The sequence below is a fragment of the Flavobacterium rhamnosiphilum genome, from assembly GCF_004349195.1.
GTDB lineage: Bacteria > Bacteroidota > Bacteroidia > Flavobacteriales > Flavobacteriaceae > Flavobacterium > Flavobacterium rhamnosiphilum.
Genome location: NZ_SMLG01000001.1, coordinates 537496 through 551000, shown reverse-complemented (window position 1 = coordinate 551000; position 13505 = coordinate 537496). Strand labels below are relative to the sequence as shown.

The window sequence follows — 13505 nt, the reverse complement described above, 5'->3', positions numbered from 1 at the left end:
TACACTATTTTATGTTATCACTATTATTGGGTCTGACTAGGCTCATCATTTTTGTACTATTCGTTTCCTTTTTCTCGATTATTTTCTATTTGATGAGTTTTTTTCGTAGCGAAGAAAACAATTCCAAAAGAGGACTTTTACTACGTGATTTTTTAATAAGAGGGCTTAATATCATTTTAGGCATTCGTACCATAATTTACGGTGAAAAACCAACCATACAAGGACTGATTGTAGCCAACCATCGTTCTTATTTTGACCCAATCGTTATTGTAAATCAAATACATGCTTTTCCTGTAGGAAAGAAAGAAGTCGCCTCATGGCCTATGATTGGCTACATCTGCAAAATATCCGGTGTTTTATTTGTAGACAGAAAGTGTCCAAAAAGCAGACAAGAAACTGCCGAAAATATTCGAGAAGTTCTGGCCAAAGGATATTCTATCATTAATTTCCCAGAAGGCACAACAGATGTTCTACCAACGACTGTAGATTTTAATTATGGCTCGTTTGTGATGGCCACTAAGATTAAAGCAGCAGTTATTCCTATTGCTATTGATTACAAAGAAAAAACAGATGCTTTTGTGGGAGATGATACTTTCATTCCGCATTTTTTAAAGTGTTTTGGAAAATGGACTACCGAAATTAAAATCACTTTTTTTCCACCTATTTACTCTGAAGATGCAACCTACTTATTAAATACATCTAAAAAGATGATAGATGAAGAACTCATTCGGTATAGAAAAGATTGGAATAATGAAAATTAATTGTTTTTAAAACGAGTATTTTTCCTCACTGTTACTTCTTTGAAACCGCCTTAATCATTGCATCCTCTTTCAATACAATCTCATAATAACAGCTTTCCCCATACAATTGTCGGGCGAATTCAGCAGTCAAGTATCTTTTCACCAATGACTTGCTTTTTCCGAAATTTAAATCCAATCCGTTTCCGAAGATAAATTTTTGAAACAAATTAAAATACAAATCCGTTTGATTCATTTTAATTTTGAATTGTTCGAAAGTCAGTCCTTTAAAAGCGCTTCTGTTTTTATCCAATTGTTCGAAAACAAAATTGCCCACGATTCCGGATTGTAATAAATAAGCGGCACTTTCATTTCCGTGTTCCACTTCTAGCGGTACAAAAACATCAGGAACAATTCCGCCTCCGCCGTATACAATTTTACCTTTTTTAGTCTTGAACTTTATGGTATCAGAAACTTTTATACTGTCTTTTTCATACAATTCACCATTTCCAAAACGAGCTTCTGATTCTTTAAAATACGCCTCATTTCCTTTCGAATAAGGCTTTTGAATCGAGCGACCGGTTGGCGTATAATACCTGGCAATAGTCAATCGAACCGCTGAACCATCGGCAAAATCCATTTCTCGTTGTACCAATCCTTTTCCAAAAGAACGGCGTCCCACAATAGTCCCTCTGTCATTATCTTGAATCGCCCCCGCTAGAATTTCACTGGCTGAAGCACTGTTTTCATTGATTAAAACAAATACGTTTCCGGTTTCAAAACTGCCTTTTTTGGTTGCAAATGTCTTGTCTATATTCCCGTTTTTATTCTTGGTAAAAACAATCAGCTGCTTATCCGTCAACAATTCATCGGCAATAGCAATCGCTTCTTCCATATAACCGCCACCATTATCACGAACATCAATCACGAGTGATTTTGCACCTTGTTGTTTCAGTTTAGTTAAACCCGCCATAAACTCTCTATAGGTCGTTTCGGCAAATCTGTTTATTTTTATATAACCCGTTTTATTACTCAAAAGCAAAGCGGCATCAACACTTTTTAGAGGAATAACATCCCGTTTTATTTTTACTTTTAGCTTTTTGCCTTCGGATTTTCTGTAGATAGTCAATTCAATATCAGAACCCACCGTTCCTTTCAATTTAGAATACAAACTGTCACTTGGCAATTTTCGTCCAAATAATTTTGTTTTATCGGCATACAAAATTCGGTCACCTGCCTTTATTCCAGCTTTTGCCGAAGGGCCATTTTCAACTGGTTTTATAACCGCAACTGAATCGTTATACATATAAAAGTTTACGCCTATCCCCACAAAATTTCCTTTCATGCTTTCTACCACTTCCAGCTGATCGCTTGGCGGAATATATACGGAATGCGGGTCGAGTTGCGCCAGAATATTATCTACGGTAAGGTTTACAATAGAATCCGTATTGATATCATCGACGTATTCATTGTCGATAAAATCAATCAGTTTATTGAGTTTGCTCCTAGAGTTGTTTCTGTCCGAAAAATCAGCTGCGTTAGGAAAATTCAACATTCCGCCCAGCACAACACCCAGAGCGAGTGTTGAGAAAATAATAATGGGCAAATATTTTACGTTATATTTCATACGAAGACAACATTTATTCTTCTAATATTGGGATATGTTCTACCTCAACTCCTGCTTTAATAAGGAACTGAATTCCTGAATCGTCACGGTATCCATTCTGATACACCACTCTTTTTATTCCGGATTGATGAATCAATTTGCTGCACTCTTTACAAGGCGAAAGCGTAATATACAAAGTCGCTCCTTCGCAGGATTGTGTGGATCGTGCCACTTTCAGAATTGCATTTGCTTCAGCATGTAAAACATCCCAACGCGTCAATCCTTCTTCATCTTCACAGCAATTTTCAAAACCGGATGGCGTTCCGTTGTATCCGTCAGAGATTATCATTCTATCCCGCACAATAATCGCACCAACTTGTTTGCGTTTACAATACGATAAAAGACCCCATTCTTTGGCAATTCTAAGATACGCTTTATCGTATTTATTTAATTTTTTTTCGTTCATTTTTATCTAATCCAGATTTCACTTTCAACAATCATTGGTATCACTACTCCTATTATAAATGCCGACATCACTAATGTCCAATCGCGTTTCGAGAATCGAAAAACGGTTTGAACAATATACGACAAAATCAAAACCATAAAAACCACTACAATCTGGGCCACTTCTATTCCTAATGCAAATTCTGACAATGGCAATATTTTAGAAGTAGCATCGCCTCCAAGAATCGATTTGAAATAATTTGAAAAACCCAATCCATGAATTATTCCAAAGAAAAGTGTGATAAAAAACACCAAATTTATACTCTCTTTCTTACTTGATTTTCCCGCCGTAAAAAGATTAAACAACGCCGTTATCAGTATCGTTATTGGAATTAATAATTCGACAACATTCACTTTAATCGCAACTATACCAAAAACAGAAAGCAATAAAGCCATCGTATGTCCAATGGTAAAAAGCGTCACCAAAAGCACAATTCTCTTCCAATCTTTAAAAGAGAAAGGAATCGCTAATGCTATTAAAAATAAAACATGGTCATAAGCATGAATATCTAAAACGTGTTTTAATCCTATTTGAAAGTAAATCCAAAATTCTGACATAGGTAATTTATTAGGTTGATAAAGGGGTTGTAAACTTACGATTAATTTTGAAAATGATTGATTTGATTATTTAAATAAATACAATTCAAAAGAGATCAAATTCAAAGAAAAAATATAAAAAAATTAAAATCATTAATTTAAAAATAGATTTATCTTTGTAAGATAAAAAAACAATAATTATGTCATTTTCAGATTTATTTGATAGCGAATTCAAACAAAGAAATAAAGGTCATTTTTCAGCTATTGTTCGTGTAGCATTGGCTGACGATAAGTTTGCTCCAGAAGAGAAACTATTTTTAGACAAACTGGCTGTTCGATTAGAAATTTCTCAAGCAGAATATGAAGAAATTTTAGAAAACCCATTAAAATATCCCATAAACCCTCCTTATTTACATGAGCAAAGACTGGAGCGTTTGTTTGATTTAGCGAGAATGGTTCATGTGGATCATCAGTTAGGTGACACACAAGAATTATTATTAAGAAAAATTGGAGTAGCACTAGGCTTTAATGCTGAAAATGTAGACTATATTATACATAAAGCACTTAAATTAGTAGATAGAAAAGTCGATATAGATACTTTCCTTTTCGAAATGCAAAACATGAACAAGTAATTGTAAAGTATAAAAAAAGCTCCCAGAAATCTGGGAGCTTTTTTATTAAACATGCATTTTAGTACTTGCTTAATTTAGCTTTATGCATAAATTCTTCCGCTTTTTCCACCATGTTGTAGCTTCCGCAAAAGAACGGAACCCTTTGATGTAATTCCGTAGGTTCAATTTCCATGATTCTATTAAAACCATCTGAGGCTTTTCCTCCCGCTTGTTCAGCAATAAAAGCTAATGGATTGCATTCATATAACAATCTTAATTTTCCTTTTGGTGCTTTAGAACTCGTAGGATATAGATAAATCCCGCCTTTAATCATATTTCTATGAATATCCGAGACTAAACTCCCTATATATCTTGAAGTATAAGGTCTGTCTCCTTCTTCTAACTGACAATATTTTATATAATCTTTTACTCCTTGCGGAAAATGAACATAGTTCCCTTCGTTAATGGAATAAATATGGCCATCAGTTGGGAATTGCATTTTTGGATGCGATAAATAAAAGGTTCCAATCGCTGGATTCAACGTAAATCCGTTCACTCCGTGTCCTGTTGTATAAACCAACATCGTCGAGGTTCCGTAAATAACATATCCCGCCGCAACCTGATTGATTCCCGGCTGTAAAAAATCTTCAATGGTAACTGGAGTCCCTATTGGAGTAACTCTTCTATAAACCGAAAATATAGTTCCAACCGAAACATTTACATCAATATTTGATGAACCGTCAAGCGGATCCATTAAAACCACATATTTGTTATTATGACTGTTGTCACTCCCTTCTACAGTGATAAAATCATCATTCTCTTCGGAAGCAATACCACATACAATTTCACGATTGATTAAAGTTTGAATAAAAACTTCATTCGCATAAACATCGAGTTTTTGCTGGTCTTCTCCTTGTATGTTTTGTTCTCCGGCAGCACCCACAATATCAACTAATCCAGCTTTGTTTACTTTATAATTGACCACTTTGGCAGCCAGTCGGATGGAGTTAATGATTCGGGATAATTCGCCTGACGAATATTGAAAAGCGTTTTGGTTTTCAATGATAAATTCTCCTAGTGTTTTGTTGCGTTCTTCCATTAAGAAATCGATGTAGTTGTTTTGAAGTCACAAATATCGTTTTTTTTGTGAAAATGATTTGAATAATATTTACTTAGTTTGTCAGTATTGTATATTTGCTTATTAAAACACAAAATTAATACGTAAAAATGCAGTTTTATTGCGTTTTTGAAGCATTAAAATAAAAATTTATGAAATGAGCAGTATGGAAGTTTGATAAAAACGCCGATACAGTAATGCGAATTCCATATTCAAAATAAATTAAATATAAACTACGTATGAATATTAGAAGAGGAGAGCCACAAGATATGCAAGCTGTTTTAGGTCTTATCCAAGAATTAGCCGAATTTGAAAAGGAGCCAGATGCTGTTCTTGTAACTGTTGACGATTTAATTCGGGATGGTTTTGGTCCTGTCCCTCTATTTCATGTTTTTGTTGCCGAAGTTGAGTCAGACCCGAGCGATAGCGAACAGGCGAAGCAAATTGTGGGTATCGCATTGTACTATTACCGCTATTCGACTTGGAAAGGAAAAACAATTCATTTAGAAGATTTAGTGGTAAAAGACAAAATGCGTGGAACCGGACTTGGATATGCTTTATATTCTGAAATTATAAAACAGGGTAAAAAAGATCAGGTTCGAAGAGTGGAATGGAATGTACTGGACTGGAATACCCCGGCAATAGAATTCTATGAAAAATCAGGTGCAAAAGTGCTGCGGGACTGGGATGTTGTACAAATGGATGAAGCAGGAATCAACGATTTTGTGGAGAATAAATTGAAATAAAGTAAAAGAACAATTTTTGTTTAAGACTATGAGAGTATTCAAATTTGGAGGAGCTTCTGTAAAAGATGCCGCAGGAATTAAAAACGTATATGACGTTTTACAAAAAGTGGGTTATGAAGATGTATTGTTAGTGGTTTCTGCAATGGGAAAAACGACGAATGCACTGGAAATTGTCATAAAAAACTATTTCGACAAATCGGCTGAGTTAAATTCATCAGTCCAAGAAGTAAAAAAATACCACAATCAAATTTTGATGGATTTATTTGAAGATGACAAAAACGAAGTTTTCGCCGCTGTAAATACTCAATTTGCTGATTTAGAATATTTCCTTACACATAATAAATCTCCCAATTATAATTTTGTTTACGACCAGATTGTAAGTTATGGCGAATTAATTTCGACAACTATCCTCAGTCATTTCATGAATTTCATGGGAATAAAAACGCAATGGCTGGATGTGCGTAATTTCATAAAAACGGATGCAAATTATAGAGATGCGGAAGTAGACTGGGAATTGACACAGAAAAACATTTCTAAAAACGTAAAACGAAAAATACTGAACATCACACAAGGTTTCTTGGGTTCAGATGAGAATAATTTCACCACCACTTTAGGTCGTGAAGGCTCCGATTATACTGCTGCAATTTTTGCGTATTGCTTAAATGCCGAAAGCGTAACCATCTGGAAAGATGTTCCCGGAGTAATGAATGCCGATCCGAGATATTTTGAAAACGCAAGTTTATTAAATCAGATTTCGTATCGTGAAGCCATTGAATTAGCTTTTTACGGTGCAACGGTTATTCATCCAAAAACGCTGCAACCTTTACAAAAAAAGGAAATCCCTTTGTATGTAAAATCATTTATAAACCCATTATTAAAAGGGACAAGTGTTTCCAAAGGTGTTGACTTAGAACCGTATTTGCCTTGTTTTATTGTCAAAAGAAACCAGCTTTTGATTTCGCTTTCATCAATAGATTTCTCTTTCATCATGGAAGAAAACATCAGCGAGATTTTTGCTCTGTTTCACCAATTTAAAATAAAAGTAAACTTAATCCAGAATTCTGCGATTAGTTTCTCTGTATGTGTGGAGGATAAATTTGACAATTTTAAAGCGCTGAACGCCATTTTATCTAAAAAATTTAAAGTGGATTACGACGAGAATGTAACCTTATATACTATCCGACATTTCAACGAAACAGCAGCTCAAACTGTTGAGAAAAACAAAGTAGTTTTATTGAAACAAGTCAGTCGTGAAACCATGCAAGTGATTACTAAAGAAGTTTAAAAACTGTTTCAACAATATTAAAAATGGGAATCGGAATTTAATTTTGATTCCCATTTTTTGTTGCTCCAAAGCATAAAATCAAGAACTCTAAACCAGAATATGTCGATTTGTCTATTCCCTGATTTTCTGATTGACGCATTTTCTAATTATCGGATTATAAGTACTACTTTTGATACTTTCGAGTTATAGTATTTATGTTGAAAAAATTACTTTTTTGGATTGTAATAAGCTGTTTTTCTGGGCTCCATGCTCAGGAAATTAATTCGCTGTACAAAACCAAAAAAATTCTTCCTTCCCGCGACACTATTTACATTGAAAAAGAAAGTATTAATTCCAGTTTTTTCAAACTGCTTGACGCCAATGGCAAACCCATCGACAGCACTTTATTTAAAATAGATTTTAAAAAAGGGACTTTAATTCTAAAGGAAAATAGTGCTTTTAACTCCGATTCGCTTACGATACACTATCTTAAATTTCCTGAAATACTAACCAAAGAATACCGCATTTACGATCCCAGCAGAGTAGTCAGTAATGAAGCAGGGACTGGCAATCTGTATAAAATTGAAGAGAAAAACCTAAAGAAAAATATGCCTTTTGATGGTTTGAATACTTCCGGAAGCATTACCCGTGGCATTACCATAGGAAACAATCAAAATGCGGTTTTGAACTCTAATTTAGATTTACAAATTACAGGAAAAATTTCCGAAAAAGTAAGTTTGAGAGCCTCCATTCAAGACAGTAATATCCCGTTGCAGGATGGCGGATATTCTCAAAAACTGGATCAGTTTGACAATGTTTTCATGGAATTGTTCAGTGACCAATGGAACATTCGAGCAGGAGATATTTTTCTGGAAAACAAGAAAACCCAATTCCTCAATTTCAATAAAAAAGTACAGGGACTGGCGACTAATTTCAACTTTGGAACCGAAGAAAACAAAACGAATGTATTTGCATCAGCAGCATTAGTTCGAGGCCAATATGCCAAAAGTAATTTTGTGGGACAAGAAGGCAATCAAGGTCCTTACAAATTAAAAGGACAAAATGGAGAATTATATGTACTGGTTGTTTCGGGTTCAGAGCGGGTTTATGTAAATGGCATTTTACTGAAACGAGGCGAAAACAATGATTATACAATAGATTACAATGCCGGTGAAATTGTATTTACGCCACTTTTTACTATAACTTCTGAAATGCGGATTGCTATAGAATATCAATATTCCGACAGGAATTACACCCGTTTTGTAACCTATGCCGGTGCCACGCATGAAAATGAAAAATGGAGTTTTGGAGGGTATTTATATTCGGAAAACGACTTGAAAAACCAACCGCTACAACAAAATTTATCGAAAGAACAAGCCCAGATTTTAGTCAATTCCGGAGACAATCCTGATTTAATGACAGCGCCTTCTGCCTATTCTGATTCCTACTCCGAAAACAAAGTGCTGTATCGAAAAACGATCGTTAATGCCGTTGAAATTTTCGAATACTCAAATGATGCGCAACAGGAACTATTCAATGTCCGATTCACTTTGGTAGGAACCAATAATGGGAATTATATGGTAACAAATTCGGCTACCATTACCCGAGTTTATGAATATGTAGAGCCAATAAACGGTATTCCTCAAGGAAATTATGAACCGATAATTCAGCTCATTGCGCCTACAAAAATTCAAGTAGCCACCTTTTTGGGAAAATACAACCCCAGCGAAAAAACGGCTGTTGATTTTGAAATTGGTCTCAGCAACAATGATAAAAATTTATTTTCACCCATTGATGACTTCAACAATCAAGGCTTAGCTGGAAAAATAAATGCCAAGCAACGTATTTTTTCAAAAAAATGGCAGATGGATGCTTTTGCCAATTATCAATTTATACAAAAAGATTTCAGATCCGTGGAACGACTGTACAATATAGAATTTGACAGGGATTGGAACTTAGGAACCGCTGCCATTGGAAATCAAAGTTTATTGGTTTCCGGTTTGCAATTGGACTTAAATCCAGAACCAAAATCCACCAATAAAGGATTATTTTTGTATCAGTTTGAAAAACTGAATTTCTCCGAAAATTTTTCTGGAAGCAGACATATTTTAAATGGTTTATTTCGAATAAAAAAATGGACCTTTCAAAACCAAGGCAGTTTCTTAAAAAGTGACGGTACTGTTTTATCTTCTAAATTTTTAAGAAACCAATCTCAAATGCGTTTTCATTTTGATAAAAACTGGGTTGGTTCCAGCTTGCGATTAGAAGACAATCAAGAAAAAAACAAAGCAACCAATCAATTTTCGACATTAAGCCAAAAATTTACGGAGTATGGTTTTTTTACCGGTCGTGGTGATAGCACTAAAGTTTTTGTAGAATTGGGCTATTTAAGAAGAACCAATGACAGCCTACAAAATGGCTTGATTCAGCGGGTCAATTCCTCCCAGACTTTGATGCTGAAATCGAAATTAATTCAAACTAATAAAAGTGATTTGTCCCTTTATGCCAATTACAGAATCTTGGATTTTGTGGATGCAACAAGAAAAAGAGAGCCTTCATTAAATTCGAGAATAGTATACACGGATCGTTTCTTCAATCAATTAATCCAAAGCACAACGGTTTATGAAACGAATTCAGGAACCATTCCACAACAGGAATTTACCTATCTCGAAGTCTCCGCAGGTCAGGGCGTTTATACGTGGAATGATTATAACGGCAATGGAATTCAGGAATTACAGGAGTTTGAAGTTGCTCCATTTATCGATCAGGCAAAATTCATCAGAGTATTTTTACCCAATCGGATTTATATAAAAACACATCAAAATAAATTCTCACAATCCGTGACATTGAACCCGAATCAGTGGCAAAATGAAAAAGGAATAAAAAGATTACTTTCCTATTTCTACAATCAAACCGCATTTATAATTGACCGAAAAACGAGAAGTGACGGAGATAATTTTGAATTAAATCCGTTTAGCGGTTCCAATGAAAATGTGCTGGGATTAAATTCCAGCTTGAGGAATAGCTTGTTTTACAATCGAGGAAAGCAAAACCATTCGATTACCTATTCTTATCTTCAGAATAAAATGAAAAACCTCTTGTCGATAGGTTCGCAGGAAGCTACAAACAGTTCGCATCAATTGCAGTATGGACATATGTACCAAAAAAGTTGGCTGTTCGGTTTTTTTGCCAAAACAATCCAAACCACTATTCAATCAGAGAATTTCCCGGAAAAAAATTATGAAATAAACGGATATCAATTGGCTCCAAAAATCAGTTATTTATTCTCTAAAAACACCAGTTGGGATCTCTTTTATGAATTACAAAGCAAAGAAAACCAGATTGGAATTTTCGAAACATTACTACAAAACCGTTTTGGAACTTCCTTTTCCTATGCCAGTGATAAAAAAATAACGCTAAACGGAGAAGTTTCTTTTTACCAAAATAAATTTGAAGGAAATGAATTTTCTTCGGTTGGATTTCAAATGCTCGAAGGTTTACAAACTGGGCAGAACTTGACTTGGAGATTGCTTTTGCAAAAAAACATCACACAATTTTTAGACATTAATTTCAATTATCAAGGACGAAAAAGTGAAACAAGCCAAGCCATTCATACCGGAAACGTTCAATTGAGAGCTTATTTTTAATGTTGAAATCTGGAATAATTTCATCGGATGACTTTCCAAATATGATTATTTTTTATTATTTTTATTACATAAAATTTAAAATCAAACTATTATGAAAAAATTACTGTTGTTATGTTTTGTAATTATTTTGTCGGTAAACTTGCAAGCACAAGAAACTGCAGCTGAAAAGAAAGCAGCGAAAGCTAAAACTGAAAAATTGGCTAAAGCCAAAAAAGAAAAAGCTGCTACTTCTAAAAAAACAGCAAAAGACAAAGCAGAAGCTGCCAAAGACAAAGCAACTACAGCTAAAGAAAAAGCGGAAACTGCAAAAGATAAAGTAGTCAAAAATAAAGCCGAAACTGCAAAAGAGAAAGCAGCAGTAACTAAAGAGAAAGCAACTGAGTCTAAAAAAAATGCAAAAGATAAAGCGGAAACTGCAAAAGATAAAGCAGCGACGGCTAAAACAACAGTAAAAGAAAAAGCTGCGAATACAAAATCAGTAAAAAAAATTAGGGAAACCAATGAAAAAGCACCTAAAGTAGCCGACAAAATAACAGGTGAATACAATGGCAAAAAAGTATATACTGGTCCTCGAGGAGGAAAATATTACATTAACTCAAACGGAAATAAAACCTATATCCAAGAATAATTTTTTATAGAAAGTATCTTAAAAAGGCTATCCCTAAAAAAGATAGCCTTTCTTTATTCTAGTCCATCAGAAAGAAAAAAACAATCTGAAACAGTCTTCAATAACTGGATAACTTAATAGTTTAGTAATATTTTGCAAATACAAAAAAGGGCTTAACTTATGTATCTTTCACCTATAAAAAACATTTGATACAATTAGAAATGGATATAAAAACCGCCCCTAAAACTATTTTGATTGCACCTTTAAACTGGGGTTTAGGCCATGCCACCCGTTGCATTCCAATCATTAGAGCTTTACAAGATAACAACTACATCCCAATAATTGCTTCTGATGGTATTGCTCTTGAATTACTGCGAAAAGAGTTTCCCAACATCCAAACACTGGAACTACCATCCTATCAAATTGAATATGCTAAAAATGGTGCCAATTTTAAATGGAAATTAATAAAAAATGGTCCAAAAATGGTTAGAGCCGTTTTGGAAGAAAAAAAAATAATTCAAAATTGGATTGAAAAATATGCAATAGACGGAATTATTTCGGATAACAGATTGGGGGTTTTCAGCAAGAATGTGCCCTCCGTATTTATCACTCATCAATTGAATGTGATGACAGGAAATACCACTTGGGTAACCAGTAAAATACATCAATATATTATAAAAAAATACACCGAATGTTGGGTTCCTGATCTTGTGGGAACTTCAAATCTGACAGGCAAACTAGGCCATATTGACAATCCAAATCTCAAGACAAAATATATTGGTCCTTTGAGCAGGCTCCAAAAGAAATTGTTACCAAAAAAATATGATTTATTGGTGATTCTCTCTGGCCCTGAACCTCAACGCAGCATGTTAGAAAAACATTTAAAAGAAGAAATCGTTAAATACAACGGCAATGTAATTTTCATTGAAGGAAATATCGAAAAGGAACAAAAAATAACAGCAATTGGAAATGTCACGTATTACAACTTCATGAATTCAACCGAACTGGAACAGGCTTTTAACGAAAGTGAAATGGTTCTTTGCCGTTCGGGTTACACTACAATCATGGATCTAGCCCAACTGAGAAAAAAAGCTTTTTTTATTCCAACACCAGGACAATATGAACAAGAATATTTAGCCAAAAAATTAAAGAAAGAAGGTCTGGTTCCTTATGCTACGCAAGATGATTTTAGAATGGAAAACATTCGAGAAATTGAGGAATATAAAGGATTGCCTCGGTTAGACACTACATTAGACTGGAAAATATTATTCAAAATTTTTGAAAAAAATTAATAGTTATTACAACTGTAATTTGTAAAACACTTCAAATACACAACCCCTGCTTTAGGCTTTTTCCATAATCAAAAAGCACACTAATTACCATACTTTCAAAGTATATAATTAGTGTGCTTTTATAAAAATATAAAAAATTAATCTAGATTATCGGTGTCAAATTTCTTATCTCCAAATTTTTCGTGTTTGATAATTTTGGCATTAATCATAAAATAAACATACTCTGCAATATTTGTACAATGCTCCGAAATACGTTCCAAATGTTTTAAAACAATCACAAGATTTGTTCCTGAAACTACGGTCTTAGAGTTAGACTTCATTTCATTTATAATATTGTGAATGGCTTCATCACTTTCATTTTTTATGGTATTATTCAATATGAAAATCTCACCAATCGTACTTTCATTACGAGTTAAAAAACACTCGTTTGTTTTTATTGTAATAGTCTCAACTTGTCTGGCAATATCAGTAATACTGAACTTAACAATTAAGTCATGTTTATCTTTAATGTTTTTAGATTTTTTTATGATGCTTATGGCTAAATCACCTATTCTTTCTATCTCATTGCTAATTTGCATGGCTGACATAATAAAACGTAAATCAGAAGCGACTGGCTGATGCAAGGCAAAAACGCTCTGACAAATTTCATCAATTTTAACATCCAATTTATCAATCCTATTTTCTATTTTTTTTACTTCTTTACCTTCCGCGACAGGTTCTGAAAGTAATGCTTTGACAGCCTCAGTCACCTGACTTTCGGCTAAATTTCCTATTTTTATTATTATGCCCTTAAGTTTTCCTAGTTCTGTTTCTATGTGTGACCCCATTTTTTAAAGA

The 13505-nt window shown here is 34.1% G+C and carries 12 protein-coding genes; 7 read left to right on the top strand and 5 right to left on the bottom strand.

All coding sequences use genetic code 11. The annotated features are described in order from the left end of the window. Positions 1-11: 11 nt before the first annotated feature. Complete coding sequence (locus E0I26_RS02370; RefSeq protein ID WP_131914890.1) at positions 12-761, top strand: lysophospholipid acyltransferase family protein; 750 nt, start codon at positions 12-14, stop codon at positions 759-761. Between the two features lie 31 nt (positions 762-792). Here the strand turns inward: E0I26_RS02370 and E0I26_RS02365 are convergent, their stop codons facing one another. The 3 genes from E0I26_RS02365 to E0I26_RS02355 are packed head-to-tail and all read right to left on the bottom strand — an operon-like array spanning position 793 to position 3405. Next, a complete protein-coding gene (locus E0I26_RS02365; protein WP_131914889.1) occupies positions 793-2364 on the bottom strand; it encodes a S41 family peptidase in 1572 nt (523 codons plus the stop codon). A gap of 13 nt (positions 2365-2377) precedes the next feature. Continuing rightward, on the bottom strand, positions 2378-2809 hold the full coding sequence (locus E0I26_RS02360; RefSeq protein WP_131914888.1) for a deoxycytidylate deaminase: 432 nt from the start codon (positions 2807-2809) through the stop codon (positions 2378-2380). Positions 2810-2811: 2 nt separating this feature from the next. Then, complete coding sequence (locus tag E0I26_RS02355) at positions 2812-3405, bottom strand: HupE/UreJ family protein (protein WP_131914887.1); 594 nt, start codon at positions 3403-3405, stop codon at positions 2812-2814. 179 nt (positions 3406-3584) lie between these two features. Between E0I26_RS02355 and E0I26_RS02350 the strand changes: the two genes are divergently transcribed. After that, the gene (locus E0I26_RS02350; RefSeq protein ID WP_131914886.1) at positions 3585-4016 is read left to right on the top strand and encodes a TerB family tellurite resistance protein; all 432 of its coding nucleotides are present in this window, start codon (positions 3585-3587) and stop codon (positions 4014-4016) included. 58 nt (positions 4017-4074) lie between these two features. Here the strand turns inward: E0I26_RS02350 and fbp are convergent, their stop codons facing one another. Further along, complete coding sequence (gene fbp / locus E0I26_RS02345; protein WP_131914885.1) at positions 4075-5094, bottom strand: class 1 fructose-bisphosphatase; 1020 nt, start codon at positions 5092-5094, stop codon at positions 4075-4077. Between the two features lie 257 nt (positions 5095-5351). Here fbp and E0I26_RS02340 point away from each other — a divergent pair, with 257 nt between their 5' ends. The 5 genes from E0I26_RS02340 to E0I26_RS02320 all read left to right on the top strand — a co-directional run bounded on the left by E0I26_RS02340 (position 5352) and on the right by E0I26_RS02320 (position 12668). Next, positions 5352-5858: a GNAT family N-acetyltransferase gene (locus E0I26_RS02340; RefSeq protein ID WP_131914884.1), complete on the top strand. Its 507-nt coding sequence runs from the start codon at positions 5352-5354 to the stop codon at positions 5856-5858. A gap of 28 nt (positions 5859-5886) precedes the next feature. After that, positions 5887-7143: an aspartate kinase gene (locus E0I26_RS02335; protein ID WP_131914883.1), complete on the top strand. Its 1257-nt coding sequence runs from the start codon at positions 5887-5889 to the stop codon at positions 7141-7143. Between the two features lie 194 nt (positions 7144-7337). Continuing rightward, positions 7338-10769 carry a hypothetical protein gene (locus tag E0I26_RS02330; protein ID WP_131914882.1) on the top strand — a complete coding sequence of 1144 codons (3432 nt, stop codon included), beginning with the start codon at positions 7338-7340 and terminating at the stop codon, positions 10767-10769. Between the two features lie 91 nt (positions 10770-10860). Further along, the gene (locus E0I26_RS02325; RefSeq protein WP_131914881.1) at positions 10861-11397 is read left to right on the top strand and encodes a hypothetical protein; all 537 of its coding nucleotides are present in this window, start codon (positions 10861-10863) and stop codon (positions 11395-11397) included. A gap of 200 nt (positions 11398-11597) precedes the next feature. Then, positions 11598-12668: a glycosyltransferase gene (locus E0I26_RS02320; protein WP_131914880.1), complete on the top strand. Its 1071-nt coding sequence runs from the start codon at positions 11598-11600 to the stop codon at positions 12666-12668. A 137-nt stretch (positions 12669-12805) separates the two neighbouring features. Here the strand turns inward: E0I26_RS02320 and phoU are convergent, their stop codons facing one another. Continuing rightward, positions 12806-13495: a phosphate signaling complex protein PhoU gene (gene phoU, locus E0I26_RS02315; protein WP_131914879.1), complete on the bottom strand. Its 690-nt coding sequence runs from the start codon at positions 13493-13495 to the stop codon at positions 12806-12808. Positions 13496-13505 lie beyond the last annotated feature (10 nt).

Coding starts and splice junctions, on each gene's coding strand:
- E0I26_RS02370 (WP_131914890.1), top strand. CDS start 12: ATGTTATCACTATTATTGGGTCTGACTAGGCTCATCATTTTTGTACTA.
- E0I26_RS02365 (WP_131914889.1), bottom strand. CDS start 2,364: ATGAAATATAACGTAAAATATTTGCCCATTATTATTTTCTCAACACTC.
- E0I26_RS02360 (WP_131914888.1), bottom strand. CDS start 2,809: ATGAACGAAAAAAAATTAAATAAATACGATAAAGCGTATCTTAGAATT.
- E0I26_RS02355 (WP_131914887.1), bottom strand. CDS start 3,405: ATGTCAGAATTTTGGATTTACTTTCAAATAGGATTAAAACACGTTTTA.
- E0I26_RS02350 (WP_131914886.1), top strand. CDS start 3,585: ATGTCATTTTCAGATTTATTTGATAGCGAATTCAAACAAAGAAATAAA.
- fbp (WP_131914885.1), bottom strand. CDS start 5,094: ATGGAAGAACGCAACAAAACACTAGGAGAATTTATCATTGAAAACCAA.
- E0I26_RS02340 (WP_131914884.1), top strand. CDS start 5,352: ATGAATATTAGAAGAGGAGAGCCACAAGATATGCAAGCTGTTTTAGGT.
- E0I26_RS02335 (WP_131914883.1), top strand. CDS start 5,887: ATGAGAGTATTCAAATTTGGAGGAGCTTCTGTAAAAGATGCCGCAGGA.
- E0I26_RS02330 (WP_131914882.1), top strand. CDS start 7,338: ATGTTGAAAAAATTACTTTTTTGGATTGTAATAAGCTGTTTTTCTGGG.
- E0I26_RS02325 (WP_131914881.1), top strand. CDS start 10,861: ATGAAAAAATTACTGTTGTTATGTTTTGTAATTATTTTGTCGGTAAAC.
- E0I26_RS02320 (WP_131914880.1), top strand. CDS start 11,598: ATGGATATAAAAACCGCCCCTAAAACTATTTTGATTGCACCTTTAAAC.
- phoU (WP_131914879.1), bottom strand. CDS start 13,495: ATGGGGTCACACATAGAAACAGAACTAGGAAAACTTAAGGGCATAATA.